Origin of the sequence: Enhydrobacter aerosaccus (assembly GCF_900167455.1) — a bacterium.
In the GTDB taxonomy this organism is placed as follows: domain Bacteria; phylum Pseudomonadota; class Alphaproteobacteria; order Reyranellales; family Reyranellaceae; genus Reyranella; species Reyranella aerosaccus.
The window spans coordinates 51,360-76,060 of sequence record NZ_FUWJ01000006.1 but is presented as its reverse complement, the minus strand read 5'-3'; the positions used below and the strand labels follow the sequence as shown (position 1 = coordinate 76,060).

General features: G+C 65.9%; 26 protein-coding genes. 15 read left to right on the top strand and 11 right to left on the bottom strand.

Going from position 1 to position 24,701, the window contains the following annotated elements; all coding sequences use genetic code 11:
* Positions 1 to 4 precede the first annotated feature (4 nt).
* Complete coding sequence (locus tag B5D62_RS20580; protein ID WP_139373998.1) at positions 5 to 616, bottom strand: DTW domain-containing protein; 612 nt, start codon at positions 614 to 616, stop codon at positions 5 to 7.
* Positions 617 to 657: 41 nt separating this feature from the next.
* Here B5D62_RS20580 and B5D62_RS20575 point away from each other — a divergent pair, with 41 nt between their 5' ends.
* From B5D62_RS20575 to B5D62_RS20550, 6 genes are all read left to right on the top strand, one after another.
* A complete protein-coding gene (locus B5D62_RS20575; protein WP_085935826.1) occupies positions 658 to 1,485 on the top strand; it encodes a hypothetical protein in 828 nt (275 codons plus the stop codon).
* Positions 1,467 to 1,688, top strand: coding sequence for a biotin/lipoyl-binding carrier protein (locus B5D62_RS20570; protein WP_085935825.1), 222 nt, complete (start codon positions 1,467 to 1,469; stop codon positions 1,686 to 1,688). The genes B5D62_RS20575 and B5D62_RS20570 overlap by 19 nt, the downstream gene beginning before the upstream one ends.
* A 126-nt stretch (positions 1,689 to 1,814) precedes the next feature.
* A complete protein-coding gene (locus B5D62_RS20565; RefSeq protein WP_085935824.1) occupies positions 1,815 to 2,387 on the top strand; it encodes a helix-turn-helix domain-containing protein in 573 nt (190 codons plus the stop codon).
* On the top strand, positions 2,384 to 2,905 hold the full coding sequence (locus tag B5D62_RS20560) for a GNAT family N-acetyltransferase (RefSeq protein ID WP_085935823.1): 522 nt from the start codon (positions 2,384 to 2,386) through the stop codon (positions 2,903 to 2,905). The genes B5D62_RS20565 and B5D62_RS20560 overlap by 4 nt, the downstream gene beginning before the upstream one ends.
* A gap of 4 nt (positions 2,906 to 2,909) precedes the next feature.
* Positions 2,910 to 3,746, top strand: a complete 837-nt coding sequence (locus B5D62_RS20555; protein ID WP_085935822.1) for an EamA family transporter — start codon at positions 2,910 to 2,912, stop codon at positions 3,744 to 3,746.
* A gap of 148 nt (positions 3,747 to 3,894) precedes the next feature.
* A complete protein-coding gene (locus B5D62_RS20550; RefSeq protein ID WP_139373996.1) occupies positions 3,895 to 4,365 on the top strand; it encodes a MaoC family dehydratase in 471 nt (156 codons plus the stop codon).
* A 3-nt stretch (positions 4,366 to 4,368) separates the two neighbouring features.
* On the opposite strand, the gene B5D62_RS20545 is transcribed toward B5D62_RS20550, so the two are convergent.
* The 3 genes from B5D62_RS20545 to B5D62_RS20535 are packed head-to-tail and all read right to left on the bottom strand — an operon-like array spanning position 4,369 to position 8,452.
* Entirely contained in the window at positions 4,369 to 5,046 is a 678-nt protein-coding gene (locus B5D62_RS20545; RefSeq protein WP_085935821.1) for an NUDIX hydrolase, read from the bottom strand.
* Positions 4,994 to 5,596 (bottom strand): class I SAM-dependent methyltransferase, encoded by a 603-nt coding sequence (locus tag B5D62_RS33655; RefSeq protein ID WP_085935820.1) that lies wholly within the window; start codon positions 5,594 to 5,596, stop codon positions 4,994 to 4,996. Before B5D62_RS33655 ends, B5D62_RS20545 begins: the two co-directional genes overlap by 53 nt.
* Positions 5,597 to 5,653: 57 nt before the next feature.
* Entirely contained in the window at positions 5,654 to 8,452 is a 2,799-nt protein-coding gene (locus tag B5D62_RS20535) for a glycosyltransferase (protein ID WP_085935819.1), read from the bottom strand.
* A 299-nt stretch (positions 8,453 to 8,751) separates the two neighbouring features.
* Between B5D62_RS20535 and B5D62_RS20530 the strand changes: the two genes are divergently transcribed.
* The 4 genes from B5D62_RS20530 (at position 8,752) to B5D62_RS20515 (ending at position 11,986) form a co-directional block, all read left to right on the top strand.
* Positions 8,752 to 9,717, top strand: coding sequence for an alpha/beta fold hydrolase (locus B5D62_RS20530; protein WP_170921042.1), 966 nt, complete (start codon positions 8,752 to 8,754; stop codon positions 9,715 to 9,717).
* Positions 9,718 to 9,783: 66 nt separating this feature from the next.
* Positions 9,784 to 10,620, top strand: coding sequence for a CoA transferase subunit A (locus tag B5D62_RS20525; RefSeq protein ID WP_085935817.1), 837 nt, complete (start codon positions 9,784 to 9,786; stop codon positions 10,618 to 10,620).
* Positions 10,617 to 11,366, top strand: a complete 750-nt coding sequence (locus B5D62_RS20520; protein ID WP_085935816.1) for a CoA-transferase — start codon at positions 10,617 to 10,619, stop codon at positions 11,364 to 11,366. The genes B5D62_RS20525 and B5D62_RS20520 overlap by 4 nt, the downstream gene beginning before the upstream one ends.
* Before the next feature lie 65 nt (positions 11,367 to 11,431).
* Entirely contained in the window at positions 11,432 to 11,986 is a 555-nt protein-coding gene (locus tag B5D62_RS20515) for a tyrosine phosphatase family protein (protein ID WP_085935815.1), read from the top strand.
* Between the two features lie 7 nt (positions 11,987 to 11,993).
* Here the strand turns inward: B5D62_RS20515 and B5D62_RS20510 are convergent, their stop codons facing one another.
* Entirely contained in the window at positions 11,994 to 12,839 is an 846-nt protein-coding gene (locus B5D62_RS20510) for a CmcJ/NvfI family oxidoreductase (RefSeq protein WP_085936000.1), read from the bottom strand.
* Between the two features lie 187 nt (positions 12,840 to 13,026).
* Complete coding sequence (locus B5D62_RS20505) at positions 13,027 to 13,818, bottom strand: SDR family NAD(P)-dependent oxidoreductase (protein WP_085935814.1); 792 nt, start codon at positions 13,816 to 13,818, stop codon at positions 13,027 to 13,029.
* Between the two features lie 53 nt (positions 13,819 to 13,871).
* On the opposite strand from B5D62_RS20505, the gene B5D62_RS20500 reads away from it, so the two are divergent.
* From B5D62_RS20500 to B5D62_RS20480, 5 genes are all read left to right on the top strand, one after another.
* Complete coding sequence (locus B5D62_RS20500) at positions 13,872 to 14,636, top strand: SDR family NAD(P)-dependent oxidoreductase (RefSeq protein ID WP_085935813.1); 765 nt, start codon at positions 13,872 to 13,874, stop codon at positions 14,634 to 14,636.
* Entirely contained in the window at positions 14,633 to 15,127 is a 495-nt protein-coding gene (locus B5D62_RS20495; RefSeq protein WP_085935812.1) for a hypothetical protein, read from the top strand. Before B5D62_RS20500 ends, B5D62_RS20495 begins: the two co-directional genes overlap by 4 nt.
* Before the next feature lie 30 nt (positions 15,128 to 15,157).
* On the top strand, positions 15,158 to 16,858 hold the full coding sequence (locus B5D62_RS20490) for an AMP-binding protein (RefSeq protein ID WP_085935811.1): 1,701 nt from the start codon (positions 15,158 to 15,160) through the stop codon (positions 16,856 to 16,858).
* A gap of 443 nt (positions 16,859 to 17,301) precedes the next feature.
* The gene (locus B5D62_RS20485) at positions 17,302 to 18,288 is read left to right on the top strand and encodes an isopenicillin N synthase family dioxygenase (RefSeq protein ID WP_085935810.1); all 987 of its coding nucleotides are present in this window, start codon (positions 17,302 to 17,304) and stop codon (positions 18,286 to 18,288) included.
* Positions 18,288 to 18,998 carry an ABC transporter ATP-binding protein gene (locus B5D62_RS20480; protein WP_085935809.1) on the top strand — a complete coding sequence of 237 codons (711 nt, stop codon included), beginning with the start codon at positions 18,288 to 18,290 and terminating at the stop codon, positions 18,996 to 18,998. Before B5D62_RS20485 ends, B5D62_RS20480 begins: the two co-directional genes overlap by 1 nt.
* 274 nt (positions 18,999 to 19,272) lie before the next feature.
* Here the strand turns inward: B5D62_RS20480 and B5D62_RS20475 are convergent, their stop codons facing one another.
* The 5 genes from B5D62_RS20475 to B5D62_RS20455 all read right to left on the bottom strand — a co-directional run bounded on the left by B5D62_RS20475 (position 19,273) and on the right by B5D62_RS20455 (position 24,609).
* The gene (locus B5D62_RS20475; RefSeq protein ID WP_085935808.1) at positions 19,273 to 20,025 is read right to left on the bottom strand and encodes an ABC transporter ATP-binding protein; all 753 of its coding nucleotides are present in this window, start codon (positions 20,023 to 20,025) and stop codon (positions 19,273 to 19,275) included.
* A complete protein-coding gene (locus B5D62_RS20470) occupies positions 20,022 to 20,993 on the bottom strand; it encodes a branched-chain amino acid ABC transporter permease (protein WP_085935807.1) in 972 nt (323 codons plus the stop codon). Before B5D62_RS20470 ends, B5D62_RS20475 begins: the two co-directional genes overlap by 4 nt.
* Positions 20,990 to 21,865: a branched-chain amino acid ABC transporter permease gene (locus B5D62_RS20465; RefSeq protein ID WP_085935806.1), complete on the bottom strand. Its 876-nt coding sequence runs from the start codon at positions 21,863 to 21,865 to the stop codon at positions 20,990 to 20,992. Before B5D62_RS20465 ends, B5D62_RS20470 begins: the two co-directional genes overlap by 4 nt.
* A gap of 130 nt (positions 21,866 to 21,995) precedes the next feature.
* Complete coding sequence (locus B5D62_RS20460; protein ID WP_170921041.1) at positions 21,996 to 23,228, bottom strand: amino acid ABC transporter substrate-binding protein; 1,233 nt, start codon at positions 23,226 to 23,228, stop codon at positions 21,996 to 21,998.
* Between the two features lie 181 nt (positions 23,229 to 23,409).
* Positions 23,410 to 24,609, bottom strand: a complete 1,200-nt coding sequence (locus B5D62_RS20455) for a metal-dependent hydrolase family protein (protein WP_085935804.1) — start codon at positions 24,607 to 24,609, stop codon at positions 23,410 to 23,412.
* Positions 24,610 to 24,701: the final 92 nt, after the last annotated feature.

The following is a 24,701-nucleotide window of genomic DNA, read 5'->3' as shown; positions in this document are numbered from 1 at the left end:
GGGACTAACGCCTGACGCGACGATCCCGTTTCGAGTCCCGGATACCTGCGGCGCGCGCCTTGGCCAACAAGGCGCGAAACGGCGCCAGCATCTTCTCCCGCACTGCGGCATCACCCTCCAGCACGGACAGGGCGAGCGCCACCGCTTCCAGGGTCGATACCGCATCCGGCCGGGCTTCCTTGCGCAGGTCGCCATAGAGCGATGGGCCATCGGGCACCACGACGAAGCGGTGCAGCTTGGTCAGCCAGGGATTGCGCCACCAAAGGGCCTTGGCCTGAGCCCAATTCCCGTCCAGCGCGACAAGTCCCTTGATCCCCTGCCGTGCGGCCGCTTGGTCGGCCAGCGGCTCGCCCTTGCGATCGAGCGCAATCAGCGGCCCCTTCCCCTTCATCTCCTTCGCGGTGTGCGCCGAACCGAGATAGAGCACGCCCCACTCTTTCGGCTCTGCCGGTGCTTTCAAGGCATGGCCCAGATTGCGCCACGACAGGCCGACCGCCACCTGCGCCTGGGCGAGAGTCGATACGATCAGCTTCGCTGTTCCCAGCACGCGGTCCTGCTCCTGTGGATGTTGCAGGATCAGGACGGCCACCTTGTTGTCGACGCTCGGTTCGCTCATCGAGACGACATATAGAACGGGCGGGGCTATGCTGTCGCCCAATGAACGTCGCCGTCCTCGTCCTCGACAGTGTGACCAAGCTGCCGCGCGAAGCCGATGGCGCGGTCGTGGTCGGCGGTTCGCACGGCGCCGTCTATGCCGCCCATCTGTCGGCCAAGGCCGGCGTGCGCGCCGCCATCCATCATGATGCGGGCATCGGACTCGACGAAGCCGGTGTCAGCGGCCTCGGCTATGCCGAATCGCTGGGTATGGCCATGGTCGCGCTGGCGACCGAGAGCTGCCGCATCGGCGACGGCAGGGACCAGTACGAGCGCGGCCTCGTCAGCCGCGTCAATGCACCGGCAGCGCTGTGCGGCGTGACGATCGGCATGACCTGCCGCGACGCGGTCGAGTTGCTGAAAGCCGCACATTGGCCCCATCGTCCGCCGGCGCCCAAGGGCGAGGATCGCCACCTGGTCGGCGATATCGTGTGCGTCGACTCGGCCTCATTACTCCTCCCCGAGGACAAGGACCGCGTAGTCGCCACGGGCAGTCACGCTGCACTGAACTCGGGCCATGCGACGGCGCCGGCCAGGCCACGTCTGATCTTCTTCAACGATGCAGGTCCCGGCATCGATGACGGTGGCATCCTCGGCCTGTCGGTTCTGGAAGAGGCCGGGGTCGCGGGCGTCGCGGTGGCGGCGCGGTCCGCGCGCATCGGCGACGGGCGGTCCACATTGCAGGACGGAACGATCTCCGCGTTCAACCACACGGCATACCGGCTCGGCGCGCGAGCCGGCCGCTCTGCCCTTGCCTTGGCCCGTGCCGTGGCCGAAAAGGCTGGCCGGAAAGAGCGCGAGGAACACCGGGAATGGCCGTCGTCAACGTGAAGTCCGAGATCGCGGGCAATGTCTGGAAGATCCAACTCAAGGCCGGCGACAAAGTCGACGCTGATGGCGAGATCATGATTCTGGAATCCATGAAGATGGAGATCCCGGTCCTCTCGCCGACCGCCGGGACCATCAAGGAAATCAAGGTCAACGAAGGCGATGCCATCGACGAGGGTCAGCTCGTCGCCATCCTCGATATCTGAGCCTGCCGCAAGCCAGCCCTTCGTCTCTTTAGCCAACGCCGAGATGCGCTGCCGTCGAAAACACCCTCCGATGCTCGACGTCCAACATAATGGACATGTTATCCATTATGATGCACGATAGGGAAGATGGAGGAGTCAGACGTCAACAAGCGAATCGCGGCGCGGGTACGACAGCTTCGTGCCGAGCGCGAGCTTTCGCTGGAGGCCTTGGCCGAGCGCAGCGGCGTGAGCCGCTCCATGATCTCCCTGATCGAACGGGGCGAGACCAGCCCGACAGCGGTCTTGCTCGAAAGGCTTGCGACGGGTCTCAGCGTCACGCTGGCGAACCTGTTCGAGCCGCCGGCAACCGCCGCGACGCCCGTTTCCCGACGCTCCGACCAGCCGGTCTGGCGTGATCCCGCCTCCGGCTACGTTCGACGCAACGTCTCGCCGCCGGGCACCCTGACGCCGATCCAGATCGTCGAAGTCGAGTTCCCCGCCGGCGCCTCGGTGGCTTACGACAGCGGGCCGCGCCAGAAGCCGGCGCACCAACAGGTCTGGGTTCTCGACGGCACCATCGAGGTCACCATCGGCACGCAGCATTACCGACTTGAGACGGGCGACTGCCTGGCCTTCGTCCTCGACCAGCCGACCGCCTATCGCAACCGCACCCGCAAGCCGGCACGCTATGCGATCGCGATCGTGATGGGGACGCCGTGACCGACGTCCGGGTAAGACGTGTTCCGGCCCTGCGCGAGCCGGATATCGAGCAACTGGCCCATGTCCTGGTCGATTGCGTCGAAGGCGGCGCGTCGGTGAGCTTCATGCTGCCGCTCTCGCTGGACAGAGCGGCGTCGTTCTGGCGGGGGCTCGCCCAAGACATTGACGCTGGCCGTCGGATCCTGCTGGTGGCGGAGGATGCCGAGGGCATTGCCGGCACGGTCCAACTGGTTCCGGCTCAAACGGAGAATCAGCCCCATCGTGCCGACGTGGCCAAGATGCTGGTTCACCGCCGAGCTCGCAAACGGGGCGTCGGCGCCGCCCTGATGCGCGTGGCGGAGCAGGAGGCGCGCGCCGCGGGCAAGACCCTGCTCGTCCTCGACACCGCGACCGGCAGCGATGCCGAGCGTTTGTATGCCCGACTGGGTTGGGAGCGCGCCGGCTCGGTGCCGGACTACGCGCTCTGGCCCGACGGCGGGCTGTGCAGCACCACCTTCTATTATCGGCGGCTGGGCTAGGCCCATGCAGCTGTGGGATGTGGTCGGCGCCCTGGTCAGCGCCGCGCTCCATGCGGGTTGGAACGCGGCCATAAAGGCCCATCCCAAGCCGACCGAAGCCATGACCGCGCAAATGATGGTCTGCGCGCTGCTCGTCCTGCCAGGCCTGTTCTGGACCGGCTTGCCTTCGCCCTCCTCCTGGCCATGGCTGGCCGCCTCGACCTGCATCAATCTGGTAACGGTCACCGCGCTGCTGCGTGCCTATGCGCTCGTTGGCTTCGGATTGGTTTATCCGGTCGTCCGCGCCTTGTCGGTCCTCCTGGTGGTTGCCCTCGCCACTCTCCTGTCCGGTGAGACGCTTAGTCTCTACGGCTTTCTTGGTATTGGCCTGATCGCGCTGTCGCTGTTCCTGCTGGCGCAGGCCAATGCCAGCACCACAGCCGTACCGAGACGGGCCTTGCTCTGGATCCTCCTCGCCGGCCTCTCGACTGCCGCCTATGTCCTGTGCGATGCGCAGGGCGTCCGCCATGCCGGCTCGCCTTGGGCGTACGGCTTCGTCGTCTCCATTACCAACGCCGTGGCCATGTCTCTGGCGCAGAGCCGCATCGCCCGACCGTGGCGCATCCTGGCCGATCACGCGATCGGCGTCCTGCCCATTTCCATCGCCGCGATCCTATCCTACCAGCTGATCCTGTGGGTCTGGAGCCATGCGCCGGTGGCCCCGGCATCGGCATTGCGGGACACCAGCTCAGCCTTCGCCCTCTTGATTGCGGTGATATGGCTCCATGAGCCCTTTACGCGCCTGCGATTGCTGGCGGTCCTGCTATCGGCCGCTGCGGTGCCGCTGATGCGGCTTGCCTGAAGACCCGCAGCGCGTTGGCGTCTCACGCTCGACACAATCGGCGACGACATAAGAGACAGGGAAGGCTTCACCGATCGATGGGTTTCGTCGGGCTTCCAGCCTACTCTTCCCATCTGATTGTCGATCTCCACTGGAGGGAGCTGGTTCCGTGACCGATCGCTATTTCGAGGACTTCCGCACGGGCGAACGCTTTGTCAGCGGCGGCATGACCATCACCGAGGCCGCAATCATCGACTTTGCCCGCCAGTGGGATCCTCAGCCGTTCCACATCGACGTCGAGTTCTCGAACAAATGGGCCTTCGAGGGCCTGATCGCCTCCGGCCTCCATACGATGTGCGCGACCTTGCGCCTGTGGCTGGATCTCGGCGTGTTCCGCGCCTGCAGCCTGGGCTCGCCGGGCCTGGGGGAAACCCAGTTCCCGCGTCCTGTTCGCCCCGGTGACACGTTGCGCGTCGTAACCGACATCGTCGAATTGCGGCCGTCGGCATCCAAGCCCGACCGGGGGATAGCGCGCATCCGGCAGGTCACCATCAACCAGCGCGGCGAGCATGTGATGGAGCAGGAAACCACGATCTTCCTGAAGAAGCGCCCCGTGGCCGTGGCGAGCGCGCGCTCCTGACGCTCAGCGCCAGGCGAAGACCGGTTGCTCGTAGTGGTCCACGCGCGTATCGCGGCCGGCGAGCGCGACTTCCTTGAACTGGTACAGGATCGCTGCCGTCGGCGCGTTCACGGTTGCCACCGGAAGGGGAACCCGGATGATCGGCCGGTCGGACTCCTCGATGGCGACAATCTCGGGCGAGTCCGGACGGAAGAGTTCGGTGCATCGGATCCGGTAGGCAGCAGCCACCTCGGCCGGATTGGGCTCGAGATCGACGATGCCGCGCAGCCACACGACCACCGGCGCGATGAGATAGCCCGACCTCGTCGGATAATCGTCGAGCCGGCCCAGCACGTCGTCGGTGCCGGCCAGGACTCCCAGTTCCTCGTGCAATTCGCGCAACGCCGCCTGCTCGACTGTTTCACCGGGATCGACTCGCCCTCCGGGCAGAGCCCACTGGCCACCGTGTGCGCGGAGCTTCGGCGTGCGCCGGGTCAGCAGGAAGGCTGCCTCGCCGGCGGTGTCGGCCTCGACGATGACAACGGCGACGGCGGCGTGGCGAAGGCTGCCCGGATCGGCTTGTCGGCGCACCTGGAAGCGCCGCAGATTGTCGGCAATGTCGGCACGCAAGGCGTCTTCAAAGCGAAGATCAGGCACGTCGCGGAGACCGGGTGAAGGTCCACACGACCGCCGGCGGCACATTGCGCCAGATCCGGCGGCTTCTTCCACCGGCGAGCCCCAGACTCTCGCGCAGGGCCTTCGGCACAGGCGGAGACGGACCATAAGTGAACTGCACCAGCGCACCGTCCGCCGGCAACGTCTGGAACACGCCCTCGACGATACCGGTCACGACATCGGCAGGCAGCGACAGGAGGGGAAGACTGGAGACGATGGCGCCGACCTGGCGAATGCCATGGGCCGCCAGCAGCTGCGGCAGTCGTGCCGCATCGCCTTCGATGATCTTGGGGCCGGCTATATAGCGGCGCAGGAACGCCACCAGCTCAGGATCACGCTCGATGACGGCCAATCGATCGGCGGCAATGCCGGCCGCCAGCAAGGCGCGCGTCACCTCGCCCGTCCCGGCTCCCAGTTCGATGACATGGCCCGGGCGATCTCCCAGAGCGGCCAATGTCGTCCGCGCCATTGCCTGGGTCAGCCATCGACCGCTCGGCATGACGGCGCCAACCGCAAGGGGCCGGCGAAGCCAGCGCTTCAGGAACAGGGCAGTGCCTGCATGGGCGGCGGTGGGCATGGCCAAGGGTCTAACAGACGATGATGACGTGTCGACAGGGAAAAGCGCTGACGAAGCCTATTGGGCCGGCTGCATGGCCGGCCCCGAACTGCTGGGGCTGGTCACGGGTGCAGGCTCGAAGGCGGTCTGGGAGTGACGCATCTGCTCCAGGGCATTCACCAGCGAAACGACGACCGCCGCCGTGAAGGGCAACGACTGCACCACCATGAAGAAAGCCCACAGCCGCGCTTCCGGATTGATCTGGCCGTTGGTGTTCCACAGCACGATCGCCGCCAGCCACAGCAGCAGCATCAGAATGGCCTCGCCGCGCGCCATGCCAAGTGCCATGCCGAGCGTCGCGCGCTCGTCCATCTTGGGCGTGCGCATGAAGGGTAGCCGGCTCGTCATCAGGCCATAGATGACCGCGCGGCCGACCGTATAGGTGAGCGCGAGGCCCGCCAGCGACGCACCCAGGCTCTGCCGGAACGTGCATTTCACGCGATCGGCGTAGAGGCCGAAGGAGTAGACCAGCTTGAAGACGAAGATACCGATGGTCGGTGCGATGAACTCCGCGGGCGGCAGACCGACCGGCCTCAGCCCGAACAGCGGCGGCACCAGCACGGCCAAGATCCAGGCCAGCCCGGCCCAGGTGAAGATCAGGTTGAGCGCATCGGCAAACCACGGGAGCCAGCCGGCGACGAAGTGGTATTTTTGCCAGAAGGTCAGTTGGGTGCTGCCGCCGAACATCCGGCCGACATGCGCCTTCATGATCTGCATGGCACCATAGGCCCAGCGGAAGCGCTGCTTCTTGTAGCCGGCGAAATGATCGGGCGTCAGGCCGTGACCGAAGCGCTCTCGGCTATACATGGCGCCGTAGCCCTTCTCCATCAGGCGCAGGCCGAGTTCGGTATCCTCGGTGATGCACCAGGTCGCCCAGCCGTCCATCTCCTCCATGCGGTCGCGCCGCACCAGCGTCATGGTGCCGTGCTGGATGATGGCGTCGTACTCGTTGCGCAGGCACATGCCGATATCGAAGAAGCCGGCATATTCCCAGTTCAGCATTTCCTTGAAGCGGTCGTCGCGCCAGTCGCGATGATCCTGCGGCGCCTGGACATAGCTGATCTTCGGATCGTCGAAATACGGCACGACCGCCTTCAGCCAATCCGGCCGCACCATGTAGTCGCTGTCGATGACACCGATGACCTTGGCATCGGCCGCGGTCTGGCTCAGCACGTAGTTGAGCGCGCCCGCCTTGAAGCCCTTCATCACATCGAAATGGAAGAAGCGAAAGCGCTCACCAAGCTGGGCACAATAATCCTGCACCGGACGCCAGACCGCCGGATCCTTGGTGTTGTTGTCGATGACGATGACTTCGAAGTTCGGATAGTCCAGCGCAGCCAGCGAATCGAGCGTCTGGATCACCATCGCCGGCGGCTCGTTGCAGATCGCCAGATGCAGCGAGACTTTCGGCCATGACCGATCGGCCGGCTGAAGTGAGATCATCTCGGCCGCCGGCAACGCCTCGCGCATCCAGCGGCGCCGCCAGATCGTCTCGACGAACTCCAGCGCCTGTACCAGCGCCATGGCGAGGCTGATGACCAGGAAGAAGGCCAAGGCGCCCCATCCCACCTCCTCGCCCGTGACCATGTAGGTCCCGGCCGCCACCGACGCGCCGAAGGCCACGGCGCTGGTGGAGAGCACGACGAGCGCGCAGAACAGCAACTGGCCGGTGATGCGGAGATCGCGCCACTTCCACAGGAACAGCAGCATCAAGGGCATCGCGGCGGCAATCGACCAGGCGGCATAGACCGACCATTGCGGGAAGGTCTCGATCGCGCCGCTCCAGGCGAACTTGGGCTGGCGATCGGCGTTCCACACGCCCCAGTAGCCGCCGGCCTTGCCTTCGAGGTCGTAGGACTTCCACGGCTGATCGATGGCCTCGATGACGAAGTAGTCGATGCCCTGCTGCTTCAGCCAGGCCACCATGTCGCGGACATTCTTCGCCTGCTCGGCCGGCGTGGCATACTTGACGTAGCCCGTCGACGGCATGCGGCGCGCGGCGCCGTTCGACGGCCAGCCGACTTCGGTGACGATGATGTTCTTGTTAGGGTAAGCCTTGCGCAGCTGGCTGATCTTGTCCTTGAGGTAATCGAGCGGGCTCTGGCTGGAGGCCTCGTCCCAGTACGGCAGGATGTGCACGCCGAGGAAATCGACTTCCTTCACCAGCTCCGGATAGCGCAGCCAGATATCCGCCGTCTCCGACGTGCCGACCGGCACCCGGACGTTACGCTTGACGTTGCGGATCTCGCGGATGAGCTGGGCCGGGCTGACCGCGTAGGAGTCGGCGAGGCCGAGCTGATTGTCCCAGCGCAGGATGTTTTCATTGCCGACCAGGACCCGCTCGATGTTCGGATTCTGGTTGGCCATCCGGATGAGCGTGCGCGTCTCCTCAGCGTTGACGTCTGCGGCGTCGCGGCCGAACTGCCGCTGGGCTTCCTTGGCGCTGTAGATCCAAGCGCCCGGCACCAGCTTCAGGCCGTAGCGCGCCGCGATCTGGGGCATGTAGTCGCCGCCATCCGAGGTGCGATAGGTGCGGATCGTATCGACGTGTCCCGCCATCATTGCGAAGTCGCGTTCGACCTGCTCCTTGCGCGGCTTGACCGGCGGCGGTGGCTCCTCGGTGAAGGCGGTGCGCAGGAAGCTCAGGATGCCGCTCGACGTGGCCGACAGGGGATCCTGATCCTTGCCCCAGGGCGCATAGGTGACGCCGTGCAGCGGCCCTTCGACATTGGCCGCATCAACCTGGCGATCAAGCAGCCGCCAGCCCGCAATTGTGGCCGCGACTGTAATGAGGAGAACCACCCCGAGACGAAACATAGACCGGCGACCGCTCCGATAATCCGTCAACGAGGGCAGGGTTCGCAGCAGGGTCGTGGTCGCAGGCCTCCCGCGCGCGACTCAGGTCGACGCAAGGAAAATGCCGGATCGACTCCAAGCCTTGAGCCGATAACCACGCGCCGCGGCGGACCTCTTCGAGGTTTCCTTGCGCCAGATTTCCTCGTCTGCGACCCTTCGCAGGCGATGAGGCGACCGATGCGATCTATAGCCGTGTGCCCGGGACCGGTAAAGAGTCCGACTCCAATGAAGGCCAAAATGCCAAAATGCCGCCGTCTCAAATGACGAAAGACGACCCTCTTGCCGCACCGGCGGCCGTTCCGGTCGGTCTCCAGCCGCCCTATCGGCCCGCCGATCGCTATGCCTTTCTGCAATCGGGTGCGACTCGTTTGCGCTACGCGTGGTGGAACGCTGTCGGGACGCCCCGGGGAACAGTGCTGATCCTGCCCGGACGGCTGGAGTTCATCGAGAAATACGCGACGGAAGTGGTCGGCGAACTCCTATCGCGCGGCTTCGCCGTCGTTGGCTTCGACTGGCGGGGCCAGGGCCTGTCCGATCGGCCCCTGCCGGACAGCCATAAGGGCCATATCGATCGCTTCGAGACCTATCTCACGGATCTCAGCCTGTTCCTCGATACCGTGCTGATCGATGCACCCAGACCAGTGATCGGGCTTTGCCATTCGATGGGCGGCCACCTCTTCCTGCGCTCGCTCGCCCAGAACGGAAGCGGCCCGTTTGCCGGCGGCATCGTGACGGCTCCCATGATGGGCCTGAAACGCCAGGCGCTGTTGCGGAACGTGATTCGGCTCACCCCGCCTTTTCAGGCCGTCGACCGGCACTATCTGTTCGGCACTGGCGCATTCCAGGCGTCGAAGTATCCGTTCGCCGGCAACGTCCTCACACATGACGAGCGGCGCTTTCGCTTCACCGCCGATTGGTTCGAGGCCGATCCGCGCCTCTGCCTTGGCGGGCCGACCATCGGCTGGTGCCGACAGGCCTTGCGGTCGATGACCGCCGCCTTGGCGCCCGGGATGCTCGAGCGCATCGACCTGCCGATCCTGCTGGTCAGCGCGGCGCAGGACGATCTCGTCGATCCGGCCAGCCATCCGCCGGTGGTCGCACGGCTGCGCCAGGGCGAACTCCTGACCATCGCCGGCTGCCGGCACGAAGTGCTGATGGAAACCGATGATATCCGGGCGCAGTTCTGGGTCGCCTTCGACCGGATGGCGAAAGAGATCTGCGGCTGACCCGTCTTGCCGCAGGCGATGCCCGGCCACAGAATGACCCCCAACAAGATTGTTCGGGAGGGACGCATGTCCCAGGATTGGCTGCGGAGTTCCGTCGAGGAACTTGCCACTCAGGTATCGGACGGCGCGAAGATCGCCGTGCCTCATGACGGGCTCGGCGTTGCCATGGAGACCACGCGCGCCCTGATCCGGCGCGGTGTTCGAGACCTTCATCTGGTTTGCGTTCCGGTCAGCGACCTTCAGGCCGACCTGCTGATCGGTGCCGGCTGCGTCAGGACGCTCGAGACCTCCGCCATCTCCTTTGGCGAGCACGGCACTCCGCATCGCTTCCATGCCGCCTTGAAGGCCGGGACGATCGAGATGCGGGATGCCACCTGCCCGGCCATCCACGCCGCGATCGAGGCCGGTCGCAAGAACATTCCCTTTATCCCCTTGCGCGGCATCATCGGCAGCGACCTGCTCACGCATCGCTCCGACTGGAAGGTGATCGACAATCCGTTTGCGGCACATCGCGATCCCATCGTGCTGCTGCCGGCCATACGACCGGATTTCGCCGTGATCCATGCGCCGTACGCCGATCGCGACGGCAACATCTTCATCGGCCGGCAGCACGATCTGGCCGTCATGGCCCAGGCGGCGATCCACGGCGCCCTCGTTACCGTTGAGGAGGTCCGCGACGTCGATCTGCTCGCCAGCGAGGAGACGGCAGCGGGAACGCTGCCGGCGATCTATGTCGCGGGCAGCGCGGTCGCGGCACGCGGTGCCTGGCCGCTGGGACTGGCGGATCACTACGAGACCGACGAGGCGCACCTTCGCGACTACAGTCAGTTGGCCCGCACCGCCGACGGCTTCGCCCGCTACCTCGACGAGTTCGTCCACCGGCGGCGCCAGGCTGCCGAATGACCGTGTCGCGCCAGGAACTGCTGATCCATACGATTGGCCGGCTGCTACTCCCCTGCCGCAGCGTCGCCGTGGGCGCCTCGTCACCGATCCCGGGCGCCGGCGCGCTGCTCGCCCGCCATTGGGCGGCGGCGGAGACGCCGCCGCGGCGCCTGTTCCTCACCATTCTCGGCAGCCGTCATCTGAATGCGATGACATCGGGCGGCGTCGAACTGTTCGACATGGCGGCCCAGGGCCGAATCGACGCCTTCTTCCTCGGCGGCGGGCAAATCGACGGCGAGGCCAACATCAACCTCGTCGGCGCCGGCGGTACCTATCCCCAGACCAATGTGCGCTGGCCCGGTTCGTTCGGCTCGGCCTATCTCTATTACCTAGTGCCGCGGGTGATCCTGTTCCGGGAGGAGCACAGCCGGCGCGTCATGGTGCCCCGGGTGGACTTCGTCTCCGCCCCCGGCCCGCGGGCCGACGGTGTCTATCGGCCTGGCGGCCCGGTCGGCCTGCTGACCAACCTGTGCTGGTTCTCCTTCGACCGCCGCCGCCGCCGATTCGTCCTCGAGACGGTCCATCCTGGCCATACGGTGGAAGAAGTGCGGGACAATACGGGCTTCGATTTCGACATCGGCGGCGATGTGCGAACGACAGCCCCGCCCGATGCGGCGACGCTGGAGACGATCCGCGGCCCGATCGCGCGCCAGATCGCCGAAGCCTATCGGCGCTTCGTCGCCCAGGTCTTTCCCACCGCCGCCTGATCGTCATGCCTGGCACGCCGGAGATCGGCCTGCACGGCACACCCGACTTGGGGTAGAACGCGGCCATGCCTCTTCCCAGTCACAAGCTCACGATCTGCGGCATTCCCGACCTGTCGCGCCATTCCTCCCTCGGCGTCAGCCATGTGCTGTCGATCATCGACACGCACGAACCACGGCCAGAGGCGCTGGACGATTATTTCGAGATCGACCACCTGCTGCTGCGGTTCGACGACGTGGTCGCCGAGTATCCGGGCTTCGAGGCCTGCACGCCGCAGCATATCGAGCAGGTGCTGGCGTTCGGGGAGCGCGTGCATGCCGCTCCCGACAGCCACGTCCTGATCCATTGCCATGCCGGCGTCTCGCGCTCGACGGCGGCGGCCGCGATCCTGATGGCTCAGCACGCGCCCGGCCAGGAAGAAGAGGCCTTCCTCAAGATCCTCGACCTGCGTCCGCACGGCTGGCCCAACACCCGCATGGTCGAGTTCGCCGACCAGCTCCTCGGCCGCAACGGGGCGCTGCTGGACGGGCTCGTCGCCTATCGGCGAGCCCTGTTGCAGGCCAAGCCGCATCTGGCGGAGATCATCCGCAACATCGGCCGGGGACACGAACTGCCGGCGTGACGCCGCCTTAGCGGTGAAACACCAGCGTGCGCACCTCGATGCTCTCGCGCGGCGGAGCGTCGGCCGGCGCGGTCGGGTCGACGAAGGCCGTGTGGGGCGTGAAGCGCGCCGGAACCTGCGTCGACGTATCCGAGCATTTCAGCAGCAGCGCCTCGCCGGTCCGCATCTGCGGGACATAGTACCAGCGGTGCGCCGGATTGTAGGTGACCGAGTAGGTTTCGCCGACGCGATGCGGATAGACGAGATCCGACGGCACCAGCTCGTCGCTGCGCACGGTCGTGGCGTCGCACACGGCAAGCGGTGAGTCGAGCAGCGGACCACGGATCGGCCGCCAGACATTGACCACCTGCACGCGCCCCTTCAGCAACTCGTCGGCCTCTTCGGGCAGGAGATCGCGCACGCGTTGCGGGCCGGAGCGCGCGGTGTGATCGATGTGGACCCGCTGCACCGGCTGGCGCGGACCGCCGCCACGATCCTGCGCGCCGGGCACGCGGCGCCGGGTCGTATGGTCGAAGATGAAGACACGATCGGCGCCAGTTGCTTCCTTCAGCAACCGCTCGACCTCAGGGTAGTAGACCTTCCGGACTTCATCATCGTCGAAGAAGTCGCGCACGGCGCTGCGATGGCTGACGAGCGCGAAGCCATTGGCATCGAGCGACACCTTGTCGGCGATCGGCCGCGCATCATGGATGGAAACGCGCCGCGTCTCGTTCTGGATATTGCTCCAGGGCTCGCCGGCCGGCGGTTCGAAGGTGTAGTTGCGGGGCCGCTCGGCCATGGGCACGAGATAGTTCAAGTCGGCCACGACATGCGGCAAGCTGGCAAGGGTGTCGGCAGTCGCTTGCAGGCTCATGGACAAGACCTCCGGGTTGTTCCGGTCGATCTTGGCCCGCGCTCCAAATCCCGCCATGGAGAAGAAGTGCGGCGGTCCATGAGAAGACGTACTGCGAAAGGAAAGGACTTTCTCTTCGCCGTCGGCACCGAAGAAAGTTCAAGTCGTGGCGCGGCAGGGCCGCGCCACGCTCGACGATTTGTCCGTCCTAACGACCCTTCATCGGCAGGCCGCCGAGATGGGTGCCGGCATCGACGATCAGGAACTCGCCGGTGATATTGGAGGCGCTGGTCAGGAAGAAGATGGCGGCTTCGGCCATCTGCTCCGGCGTTCCGGCCTGGCGCAGCGGCGTGCTGGCCTCCTGGGCGGCCTTCAGCTTCTCGTAGTCGTCCTGGCCCAGGGCGCCCAGCAGCCAGCGCGTCTGGATGAAGCCGGGGCACACCGTGTTGACGCGCACCGCCGGCCCGAACCAGCGCGCCAGCGACAGGGTGAGCGTATTGAGCGCGCCCTTCGAGGCGGCATAGGGGATCGAGGTTCCCACGCCCATGACGCCGGCGATCGAGGAGATGTTCACGATCGCGCCGCGCTCCTGCTTCTCGTCCCATTGCTTCTTCATGGTCGGATAGACGGCACGGCTCATCATGTAGGGGCCGGTGACGTTCACGCGCAGGATGCGGTCGAAGTCCTCGGCCGACACGCCGTCGAGATCGCCCTGACTTTGGAACTTGGTGGTCCCGGCATTGTTGATCAGCCCGTCGATGCGTCCCCACGTCTTCAGGGTCTCGGCAGCCAGCTTCCGGCAGTCGGCGTCCTGGCCCATGTCGGCCTGGACGAGGATGGCTTCGACACCCTTGGCCTTGACCTTTTCGTAGGTCTCGTCCGCTTCCTTCTTGCTCTTGGTGTAGTTGATCGCGACGTTCCAGCCTTTGCCCGCCAGATCGACGGCGCAGGCCGCGCCAAGTCCGGTCGCCGAGCCCGTCACGATTGCCACTTTGGCCATGATCTCTCCTCCCGATAGGTGCCGGGCCCCTTTCTAGGCTAGGATCGGTTCCCATGGCAGACCTCTTTTCCATGAAGAACCGCGTCGTTCTCCTGACCGGCGCCTCGCGTGGCCTGGGCCGCGACATGGCACTCACCCTGGCCGCAGCCGGTGCTACCGTGCTCTGTGCCGGCCGCACCGTGAAAGGCCTCGAAGGCACCGCCCGCGCGATCGTCCGCAAAGGCGGCAAGGCCGAGGTGGTCCCGCTCGATATCACCGACGAGGCGGCGGTCCGCGAACGGGTCGAGGCGATCGTCCGCAAGCACCGTCGCATCGACGTTCTGGTCAACAATGCCGGCGTGCTGTCGCGCGAAGCGATCGTCGACCTGCCGACGGACTCCTTCCGGCGCACCGTCGAGACCGACCTGATCGCCCCCTTCGTGCTGTCGCGCGAGGTCGGCCGGCACATGCTGAAGCGCAAGTACGGCCGCATCGTCAATATCGCCTCGGTGCTGGCGATCGTGGCCCGCGGCTCGGTGTCCGGATACGTCTCGGCCAAGCACGGCATCGTCGGCCTGACCAAGAGCCTCGCCGTCGAGTTCGGTCCCGACGTCACGGCCAATGCCATTGCGCCCGGATACATTCGCACCGAGATCAATGTCGCTCTGCAGGAGAACAAGGCCTTCAGCGACATGCTGGAGCAGCGCACCGCCTCCCATCGCTGGGGCAAGCCGGAGGATCTGCGCGGCCCGCTGCTGCTGCTCGCCTCCGAAGCGGGCGCATATATCACCGGCCATACGCTGGTCGTCGACGGCGGCCTTTCCACCGTGCTCGCGTGACCGCTCGCCGTCTTCTGCCCTGGGCAATCGCGCTCTTCTTCGCCCTCGTGGTCGGCTTTGGCATCGCGATCTCGCTGGGATGGCTCGAAGAGCCGGCCCTCACCCGCTCCGACTATGTCGGCACGACCGATGTGACAGCGGACGACGCGCGGCTCTACCGCACCGTGCCGTTCGAGTGGCGCGTCACCGGCGCGGCGGGCGCCTTCACCGGCAGCGATATCGCGCATATCCGCGTCGATCCCTCGGGCGAGCGCACGCTGATCTGCGGTTGGCTGAGCCGTGACAAGGCCGGTGCCTCGATGCGCGCCTCGCGCTGGCTGAGCGAGGCACGCCTGCGCGTCGGCGACATCGTCATCTCCGCCGGCTTCATCGCCCCCACCGACTCGTCGCCGGGTAACGACCTGCACGCCGGCTGTGCCGGCCTCTATGACGGCTTGCGGCCGGCGGGGGACGCCGCGCTTGCACTCGAGGGACCGTCGGTCCACGAATAGCACCACAAGAACAATCGGGGACGAACGCCCATGCCCACTTTCCAGCAAGCCCGGCAATTCCTGCTCGACAACCGGACCAACTACGACGCGGCAGTAAAGGGCTTCCAGTGGCCCGCCCCGGTGCCCTTCAACTGGGCGCTCGACTGGTTCGATGCCGAACTGGCGCGGGCTGCCGACAGCAAGGACCGATGCGCCCTCTGGATTGTCGATGCCGCGACCGGCCAGGAAAGCAGGCATACCTTTGCAGAGTTGTCGGTCCGCTCCAACCAGGTTGCCAACTGGCTGCGCGGACTGGGCATCAAGCGCGGCGATCACGTGCTGGTGGTGCTGAACAACGTCGCGCCGCTGTGGGAGATCATGCTGGCAGCGATGAAGCTCGGGGTGGTAGTGATCCCGGCGACGACGCTGCTCACCAGCGAGGAGCTTGCCGACCGGGTCGAGCGCGGCCGCGCGCGCATGATCATTGCCGGCGAGGACCAGGCGGAAAAGTGCAAGGGCCTGTCGCGCGACGGCGTGACCTTCGTCACGACCAGCGGTGCCAGGCTCGACGGCTGGCTGCCGCTTGCCGAGGCCTATAAGGCGCCGACGACCTTTACGCCGGATGGACCGACCCGGGCCGAGGACCCGCTGCTGCTCTATTTCACCTCCGGCACCACGGCGAAGCCCAAGCTGGTGCGTCACAGCCACCGCTCCTATCCGGTCGGCAGCCTGTCCACCATGTACTGGCTCGGCCTGCAGCCGGGCGACGTGCACGTGAACATCTCCTCGCCCGGTTGGGCGAAGCATGCCTGGAGTACCTTCTTCGCGCCCTGGAACGCCGGCGCGACCGTGCTGATGGTCAACCAGGCGCCTTTCAATGCGAAAGGGCTGCTGGGCGTGCTGGAGCGCTGCAAGGTGACGACCTTCTGCGCCCCGCCCACGGTCTGGCGCCTGATGATCCAGGAGGATCTGCGCAGCTACAAGCTGTCCCTGCGCGAAGTCTGCGGCGCCGGCGAACCACTCAATCCCGAGGTCATCAGCCAGGTTCAGGACGCTTGGGGCCTGACCATCCGCGATGGCTACGGCCAGACCGAGACGACGGCGCAGATCGCGAACTCGCCCGGCCAGCCGGTGAAGGCCGGCTCGATGGGCCGCCCGATGCCGGGCTATCGCGTGCGCCTGCTCGACCCCGATGACAAGGAAGCCAAGGAGGGCGAGGTCTGCCTCGTGCTCGGCGCCGATCGTCCAGCGGGCCTGATGCAGGGCTATGCCGACGCCTCGGGCAAGCTCACCGGTGCCGACGGCGAGGTCTATCGCACCGGCGATGTCGCCAGCGTCGACTCGGATGGCTATCTCACCTTCGTCGGCCGCGCCGACGACGTCTTCAAGTCCTCCGACTACCGCATCAGCCCGTTCGAGCTCGAGAGCGTGCTGATCGAGCACGAGGCCGTGGCCGAGGCGGCGATCGTGCCGTCGCCCGACGAAATCCGGCTCAGCGTGCCCAAGGCCTTCGTGCTGCTCACCGCTTCGACGCCGCCCACGCGCGACACGGCGGCGTCGATCCTCAAGTACTGCAACACGCGCCTGGCGCCGTTCAAGCGCATCCGCCGGCTCGAATTCGTGACCGAGCTGCCCAAGACCATCTCGGGCAAGATCCGGCGCACGCAACTGCGCAAGGTCGAGTACGAGGGCGCCGCTCCCGAAGTCACGCGCGGCATCGAGTTCCACGAGAAGGACGTGCTGGGCGGCTGAGAGAGTCGCCGTCCAGCTCCCCGACCAGGACCATCGACAGCCGCTGCTTGCTACCGCTTCCCAACAGGGTGGGAAGCGCCGGATGCCGATGAATGAAAGGTTCTTCGCGCGCTTTCCCGATTTGCGCCCTCCCCACCGCCCTGCTCGCCCCAAAAAACGCGAGCCTCGCGAGGATTGGCTGAAAAGGCTGCCCCGCCTGGCTTTTGCGGCATTCCTCGCGAGCCTCGCGAGGCTCGCGAGTTCGACGGCCCGAGTGGAACTCGGACGGCGGTCGCAACTGAGGGCAATGAAGATCATTGCGCCATGATAGGGGCGGGCTGTCCTCCAGACCGATTCCGGTCGTCAACGTTCTCATGCGGGACCGGTTCTTGCATGACCGGCACCTCGCCGGTTGACTACACTGCAGTGAACGCGGCCGTTTCGCGGGGAGGTTGGTGCGCTCGATGGATACGCCAGTTGATCTTTACGCCACTCGGGAAGCGCTGCCCGTCATCCGCTTCGCCGATGCAAGCGAGGAGACGGTGGCGCGGCAGCTCGACCAGGCCTTCAGCCAGATCGGCTTCTGCTACTTCGCCGATATCGGCGTCGACGAAGCGCTGGTCGAGGGCGTGTTCGCGGCATCGCGACGCTTTCACGCCCTGCCGCGCGCGGCCAAGGACGCCATCGCCATGAACAGTTTCCATCGCGGCTACATGGCGCCGAAGACATCGCTGATCGAAACCTCGACCGTTGCGCAGGTCACCCGTCCGAACGATTCCGAATCCTTCATGCTGATGCACGAGGTACCGCCAGACGATCCGCGCTACGGCCGGCCGCTCGATGGGCCCAACCTCTGGCCGGAGCTGCCGACCGCCGAATTCCGTCAGCCGGTCGAAGCCTACGAGCAGGCGATGGAAGCGTTCTGCCGGCGTCGCCTGTTGCCGGCCATGGCGCTGGCGCTCGGCCTGCCGCGGGACTGGTTCGCGCCCCATTTCCGGCAGCCCACGACCTTTCTGCGGCTGCTCCATTATCCGCCACAGGCCAGGGATGCACCCGAAGACGCCTTCGGCTCCGCGCCCCATACCGACTACGGCTTCATCACCATCCTGTGCCAGGACCAGCGCGGGGGGCTCGAAGTCCGCCGCCGCGACGGAACCTGGCTGTCGGCGCCGCCCCTGCCCGGAACCTGGGTCGTCAACGTGGCCGACATGCTGTCGCGCTGGACCAACGGGCGCTGGCAGTCGACCCCGCATCGCGTGAAGAACCTGTCCGGCGGCGACCGCTATTCCTGTCCCTACTTCTTCGACATGTCGATGGACAGCATCGTGGAGGTCGTGCCGAGCTGCCACGGCCCCGGCAACCCGGCCCGTTTCCCGCCGGTGCGCTATGGCGACTATCTGATCGAACGCCTCGATCGCAACTACGCCTACCGCAAGCAGGCCACCTCCTGATGCAGGGCGCGCTCGAGGTTTCCGGCCTCGCCTTCGCCTACGACGGCGCGGCGGCGGTGCGGGATGTGTCGCTTACGGTGAAGCCGGGCGAGATCGTCGCGCTGCTCGGTGCCAACGGCGCCGGCAAATCGACCACGGTCCGCATGATCGCCGGCGTGCTGCGCCCCCAGAAGGGCGATATCCGCTTCGATGGCGAGGTGCTGAGCGGATCGCCCAGCCACCATGTCGTGCGCCGCGGCATCACGCTGGTGCCGGAGGGCCGGCTGGTCTTCCCGCAGATGACGGTCATGGAGAACCTGCAGCTCGGCGCCCACATCAAGGAACGCGGGCGCATCGGCGCGCTGGTCGACAAGGCCTTCACGCTCTTCCCACGCCTGGCGGAGCGTCGCGGCCAATTGGCCGGGTCGATGAGCGGCGGCGAACAGCAGATGCTCGCAATCGCCCGTGGCCTGATGGCCGAACCGCGCCTCGTCATCCTCGACGAGCCTTCGCTCGGCCTGATGCCCAAGGTCACGCAGGAGATGTTCCAGCTGATCGAAGCCGTGAACCGAAGCGGCATCAGCGTGCTGCTGGTGGAGCAGAACCTGCATCAGTCCCTACGCATCGCCCATCGCGGCTACGTGCTCGAAAAGGGCGCCGTCGTCCTGGCTGGGACAGGCGAGGAGCTGCTGGCGAATGCCTATGTCCAAAGGGCTTTCCTGGGGCGCTGAGGGCGGCACCATCCTCTTCGCACCCCCTCACCCCGCCTCTCCCCCTCGCGGGGGAGAGGAGCAAAAAGAAAGAGAGTAAGGGACAGTCACCGATCAACATTTGTCGTTACCCAGAGCGAAGCCGCCCAAAGGGCGGCGTAGCCGGGGGGGGGCCCTCTTGGCTGCGCCCCGTTCACTATTGACGCGGAACTCGTTCACTGTTGACGAGGAAAAAGATCCCTCGGGTGCACTTGGAATGACAGGGAATCGCTATCGTGCGGGATTGCCTGTCCCGCTAGGGCGAGTGGCCAGGCAAGGGTGATGGGTCGGGCGTGCCGAGATAGGCGGCGATGACCTGCGGGTTGCTGGCCACGAGGTGTGGTGGGCCATCGGCGATCAGGGCGCCGGCATCGAGCACCAGCACACGGTCGGAGACCTCCATCACCGACGGCATGTCGTGCTCGACCAGGACCACCGTGACGCCGCTGTCCCGGATCAGGCGCAGCACGTCGATCATGGCCGCGGTCTCCGTCGGGTTGAGGCCGGCGCACGGCTCATCGGCCAGCAGGAGGTCGGCGCGGGTCGCGATCGCGCGGGCGACCTCGAGGTGCCGCAACTGCCCCACCGTTAGCGTATTGGCCGGCTGTTCGGCCAAGTGCGCGATCGCCGCGAGCTGCAGGCTGCGCCGCACCGTCACCTCGACGTCGCGCACTCCGGCCTTGCCGAACAGGGCGCCGATGCGCACGTTCTCGAACACGGTGAGGTCGCGGAACGGCCGCGCGATCTGGAAGGCGCGCGCCACGCCAAGTTCGGCGATCCGATTGGTCGCCATGCCGGTGATGCGGCGATCCTTGAACGAGATCTCACCCGCCGTCGGCGCCAGATAGCCGGTGACGAGGTTGAACAGCGTCGACTTGCCGGCGCCGTTGGGCCCGATGATGCTGGTGATCGAGCCGGCCTCGATCGCGAACGACACCTCGGCAATGGCCCGCAGGCCGCGAAAACTCTTGGACACACCCTCGAGGCGCAGGATGGACGCGGCGCTCATTCCGCCGGGACCATCTCGGAACGCCGGCGCAGCCGCCAGCCGCGGACCAAGCCGATGACGCCGCCGGGGGCCATGAGCACGAGCAGCACCAGCAGCAAGCCGGTCGCGAACAGGTGGAAGTCGAGCAGCCGGCCCAGGATGACCTGTGTGACGAACACCAGCAGGAAGGCACCGATGACGGGCCCGAACAGCGTGCCCATGCCTCCGAGCAGCGAGAAGACGATGAGGCTGAGATTGGTGTCGTCACGATAGACGGAATCGGTCGTGATGTAGCCCAACGCATGGGCGTAGATCACACCCAGCAGGCCGGTCAGGACAGCGCTGATGACGAAGGCCTGGCGCTTGTAGCGTTCCGTCGGCACGCCGAGCATGCGCGCGGTATCCTCGTCCTCCCGAATGCTGAGCAGCCCGGCGCCGAAGCGGCTGCGCCAGATCGCCCAGGCGATCAGCAGCACGATCGTGCTGGCGGCCAGATAGAGCCAGTAGAAAAACACCGCCGGATCCATGCTGGCGGGGGCGATCGGCGCGAAATTGATGCCCATCGACCCCTGGAAGAAGTCGACGTTGTTGTTCACTTCGGCACAGACGTGACAGACGCCAAGCATCGCGATGGCGAAGAAGGTGCCGCGCAATCTCAGGATGGGATAGGCAACGAGAGCGGAGATGACCGCGCACGCCCCTGCTCCCGCGGCCAGGCCAAGTAGCAGCAGCAGCGCCGGAGCCAGGGTCGGGAACTGGTTCTCGACCAGGCCGGCTGTGAAGGCGCCGACGCCGATGAACGCCGCATGGCCGAAACTTCCATAGCCGGCGAAGCCGCCCAGGATGGCCCAGGCCACGCCAAGCCCCGCCGAATAGAGCATCAGCTGCCCGACGCGGACATAGAACGGCGGCAGGACGAGCGGCCCCAAGGCCAGCAGCAGGGCGCCGCCGAGGATCAGGAGCGGAAGGCGTGCAGAAGATGTATTCATCGCGAGGCGCTGAAGGCGTTGCCCAGCAGTCCGTTCGGCCGCACCAGCAGCAGAAGCACGAGCAGCAGGAACATCGTCACGTTGGGAAACGACGGACCGACATATTGCGCCGTCAGCGTATTGACCACGCCGAGCAGCAGGCCGCCCAGAAGCGCGCCCGCCGGGCTGCCGACGCCGCCCAGCACGACGACGACGAAGGCATTCAGGGTCCACAGCGATTCGTCGGCCGGCGAGAACGGCAGGATGATCCCGATCACGATCCCGGCCGCACCGGCAAAGGCTGCCGAGACGGCGAAGGTCAGGGCATAGACGTGACGCACGTTCACGCCGCAGAGCTGCGCCGCCAGGGTCTGCTGTGCGGTGGCGCGAATGACGCGCCCGAGGGGTGAGAATTTCAGCAGCAGCGCCAGGCACGACAGCAGGACCAGACTGGCGGCCAGGGCGCTCACCCGGACCGCATCGAACGTGACGCCGGCGATGCGGAACGAGGCGAAGGCATAGCTCGGCGTGATGTTCTTCATGTCGGGCGAGAACACCCAGATCATGATGTTCTGCAGCATCAGCGCCACGCCGAAGGTCAGCAGCATCGAGCCGAAGGGCGAGCGATCCACGGCGCGCTGGATCAGCAAACGCTGATAGGCATATCCCGCGACGAACAGCACCGCCATGACAATGGGCATGGTGAGCAGCGGATCGACGCCCACGGCCTGCGAACACACGAGTGCCAGGTATGCCCCAATCAGAACCAGGATGCCGTGGCTGAGATTGATCACGTGCAGAACGCCGAAGATCAGGGAAAAGCCGACGGCGGCAAGAGCGTAGATGCCGCCCAGCACCAGGCCGTCGACAAGGGTCTGGACGACCAGATTCATGGGAGCGCGCCACTGCGCGCGGATGCCTCTACGCTCAAATGGCGCTCGACCTCGTGAGAAGATGCGCCACTGGAGTGGCGCGCTCCCATGAGCGCGACGCTGGAGTGATGCGTGCCGATGAGGGCGACAATCATGCCTTCTTGTCCCAGGTCGGCGTGGGATAGATGGCTTCTGCCGACCGCGCCTCGGCCGGATAGACCGTTTCGAGCTTGCCCTTCTGCACCTGGCCGATCATCCCGCCCAAAAGCAGGGCATCGCCATCGCCCTCCGGCGTGAACTTGATGCGCGCATAGAACGTCTCGAAGTTGGCCGCCGCCAGCGCGTCCCGCACGGATTCCGGCTTGATGCTCTTGGCCGCCTGCATGGCCATGACATAGGTTTCGATGCAGGCAGCCGCGCCGGCGACGTGATAGGCGATCGGGCGCGTGAACTTGCTGCGGTAATAGTCGGCGAACTTCTTGGAGTCGCCGAAGAACTTGTCCTTGTAGGGAACCGACTCGTCCCAATAGGTCGAGCAGCACAGTCCATCCGAATATTTGCCCAGCGCCTCGCGGAAGGAGGCAAGCTGCGGCCCCAACCCCTGGAACAGCAACTTCACGTTGGTGTTGGTGGCGACCATCTGACGGGCAATCAGGAGCGAGTCCTGGTCGTGCATGACGCAGACCAGGATGTCGGGCGTCTTGCTGCGTATCGAGGCGAGCACGCTCGAGACGTCGGTAACCTTGGCCGGGAGCTCGTACGTCTCGAGCCGCTGCAGGCCGGCCGCATCGCAAGCGAGCCGGACTCCCTCGCCAGCGGTCTTGGAGAAGGCATCGTTGGTATAGATGACCGAATAGGTCTGCGGTGTGGGCTTCAGCGTCTTGAACAGCGCCGCGGCAGAGGCGAACTGCCGGGTTGCCCGCGGAAACATGCCGAACACATACTTGAAGCCGCGTGTGAAGATCGCATCCGCCCCGCCGCCGGTCTGGACCATCGGCTTCTTGGCGCGTTCGGTGATCGCCGCCGTCGGCAACACGATGTTGCTGCCGAACGACCCCAGAAAGAAGTCGGTGCCATCGTCGAGCTGACGCTGGATCAAGGTCGTGGCCCGCGCCGGATCCGAGGCGTCATCGAACAGCTTGAGTTCGATGCGATACTTCTCGCCCGCGATCTCGACACCGCCCAGGACGTCGTTCAGATAAGTCGCCGCCGTGATGTATCCGTTATTGACGTTGAGCCCGGTCTCCGCCGCTGCACCCGTGAGCGGCACCGATCCGCCGATCACCAATGTCTTGGCAGTCTGCGCATAGGCAGATCGTATCGCCGGAGAGGGGACGATAACCGCCGCAGCGGCAGCTCCTCGCAGAACATCGCGACGTCGCATATCGATCATCCCCTTTCATGCCCCTTCATGGTCGTCCAGCGCCTCGAAAGCCGATGCTCCCAGATGGCCCGTGTCGGTGCAAGATACATGCCCGTTCGGATCGGCTTTTCCCTGACACGAAGATCGCGACGCGATTGAACGCGGAGCTCTTTCGATATCCGAAAGAGATCGGGTGGCTCCCTCAGGAGGGCAACGAAGGCCGGTCGACCCGCACGCCCGACTTGAATACATCACGATGATGGCGGCGGTCCGCAACGCACTCGATATCCCGCGTGGGATCGCCCGCCACCAGCAGCAGGTCGGCCACATAGCCCTTCGCGATCCGGCCGCGGGTCGGGAGGCGCAGCAATGCCGCGCCATGAACCGTAGCCGAAGTCAGGGCGGCGGCGGCGGGCATCCCGGCATCGACCATGTAGCGCAGCTCTTGCGCGTTCTGGCCGTGCGGATTGAATGGCGTCCCTGTATCGGCCCCCATGGCGATGCGGCCACCGGCCTCGTAATAGGCCTTTACCGAGCAGCGATGGGCTTCCGCGGCACGCAGCACCTTTTCCTTCACCTCGGTACTGAAGCCGCTCTGCAGGTTGGCCATGATGTTGGTCGTGGCCGCCAGCGTCGGCACCAGGTAAATCTTCTGCCGCACCATCTCGCCAATGCTTTCCTCGGTCAGGAACACGCCGTGCTCGATGGAATCTACCCCGGCACGCGCTGCGTTCAGGATGCCGTCGGAGCCGATCGCGTGCGAGGCAACAGGCTTGGCGAAACGCCTCGCCTCGCGGACGCCGGCAACCAGCTCCTCGTAGGTGTAATGGGCCTGCTCGATGGCATTGCCGGGCGTGAGAACGCCGCCGGTCGCCATCAGCTTGATGCAATCGCAGCCGACATGGATTTGCTCGCGTACGGCAGCGACGACCTCGGCCGGTCCGTCGGCGATTCGCGCCACGGCGTAGTTCGCGCCACCGGTCATGCAGATGAATTTGCCGGCCGCCCGGATCGTCGGTCCGAGATGGCGGCCACTGTTGCAGGCGTCGCGCACCGCCAGCTCGATATGGTCGACGCCGCCGCAGTCGCGCAGGGCCGTGATGCCGCCCCGCAGGCACGCCTGGGCGTTTTCCAGCGCCTGCACCGTCAACTGCGCCCGCGTCCCGCCAAGCCAGCGGGCGAATCCGTCGATGTCGCCGGAAAGGGTCAGATGGGCATGGCTGTCGATAAGACCGGGCAGCAACGTCAGTCCGGCAATGTTGCGGCATGGCCCGTGATAGCCCTCGAAGGTGGCGCGCGGCGCCACCTCGGCGATCGTCCCGCCATCGACCAGGACCGCCCACCCCTCGCGCTGCAGGCTTTCGCCATCGAAGATCGCACCGCCGTCAAAAAGCATTGTCATTACGCCATCCAACTCCCGCTTCCAGGCAACCTACACTGAATGCGCCAGCGTGAGGCCGGCAATGCGAGGGACCGCCTCTCGGTTGTTTCCAC

Coding starts and splice junctions, on each gene's coding strand:
- B5D62_RS20580 (WP_139373998.1), bottom strand. CDS start 616: ATGAGCGAACCGAGCGTCGACAACAAGGTGGCCGTCCTGATCCTGCAA.
- B5D62_RS20575 (WP_085935826.1), top strand. CDS start 658: ATGAACGTCGCCGTCCTCGTCCTCGACAGTGTGACCAAGCTGCCGCGC.
- B5D62_RS20570 (WP_085935825.1), top strand. CDS start 1,467: ATGGCCGTCGTCAACGTGAAGTCCGAGATCGCGGGCAATGTCTGGAAG.
- B5D62_RS20565 (WP_085935824.1), top strand. CDS start 1,815: ATGGAGGAGTCAGACGTCAACAAGCGAATCGCGGCGCGGGTACGACAG.
- B5D62_RS20555 (WP_085935822.1), top strand. CDS start 2,910: ATGCAGCTGTGGGATGTGGTCGGCGCCCTGGTCAGCGCCGCGCTCCAT.
- B5D62_RS20545 (WP_085935821.1), bottom strand. CDS start 5,046: ATGTGCCGCCGGCGGTCGTGTGGACCTTCACCCGGTCTCCGCGACGTG.
- B5D62_RS33655 (WP_085935820.1), bottom strand. CDS start 5,596: ATGCCCACCGCCGCCCATGCAGGCACTGCCCTGTTCCTGAAGCGCTGG.
- B5D62_RS20535 (WP_085935819.1), bottom strand. CDS start 8,452: ATGTTTCGTCTCGGGGTGGTTCTCCTCATTACAGTCGCGGCCACAATT.
- B5D62_RS20530 (WP_170921042.1), top strand. CDS start 8,752: ATGACGAAAGACGACCCTCTTGCCGCACCGGCGGCCGTTCCGGTCGGT.
- B5D62_RS20525 (WP_085935817.1), top strand. CDS start 9,784: ATGTCCCAGGATTGGCTGCGGAGTTCCGTCGAGGAACTTGCCACTCAG.
- B5D62_RS20520 (WP_085935816.1), top strand. CDS start 10,617: ATGACCGTGTCGCGCCAGGAACTGCTGATCCATACGATTGGCCGGCTG.
- B5D62_RS20515 (WP_085935815.1), top strand. CDS start 11,432: ATGCCTCTTCCCAGTCACAAGCTCACGATCTGCGGCATTCCCGACCTG.
- B5D62_RS20510 (WP_085936000.1), bottom strand. CDS start 12,839: ATGAGCCTGCAAGCGACTGCCGACACCCTTGCCAGCTTGCCGCATGTC.
- B5D62_RS20505 (WP_085935814.1), bottom strand. CDS start 13,818: ATGGCCAAAGTGGCAATCGTGACGGGCTCGGCGACCGGACTTGGCGCG.
- B5D62_RS20500 (WP_085935813.1), top strand. CDS start 13,872: ATGGCAGACCTCTTTTCCATGAAGAACCGCGTCGTTCTCCTGACCGGC.
- B5D62_RS20490 (WP_085935811.1), top strand. CDS start 15,158: ATGCCCACTTTCCAGCAAGCCCGGCAATTCCTGCTCGACAACCGGACC.
- B5D62_RS20485 (WP_085935810.1), top strand. CDS start 17,302: ATGGATACGCCAGTTGATCTTTACGCCACTCGGGAAGCGCTGCCCGTC.
- B5D62_RS20480 (WP_085935809.1), top strand. CDS start 18,288: ATGCAGGGCGCGCTCGAGGTTTCCGGCCTCGCCTTCGCCTACGACGGC.
- B5D62_RS20475 (WP_085935808.1), bottom strand. CDS start 20,025: ATGAGCGCCGCGTCCATCCTGCGCCTCGAGGGTGTGTCCAAGAGTTTT.
- B5D62_RS20470 (WP_085935807.1), bottom strand. CDS start 20,993: ATGAATACATCTTCTGCACGCCTTCCGCTCCTGATCCTCGGCGGCGCC.
- B5D62_RS20465 (WP_085935806.1), bottom strand. CDS start 21,865: ATGAATCTGGTCGTCCAGACCCTTGTCGACGGCCTGGTGCTGGGCGGC.
- B5D62_RS20460 (WP_170921041.1), bottom strand. CDS start 23,228: ATGCGACGTCGCGATGTTCTGCGAGGAGCTGCCGCTGCGGCGGTTATC.
- B5D62_RS20455 (WP_085935804.1), bottom strand. CDS start 24,609: ATGACAATGCTTTTTGACGGCGGTGCGATCTTCGATGGCGAAAGCCTG.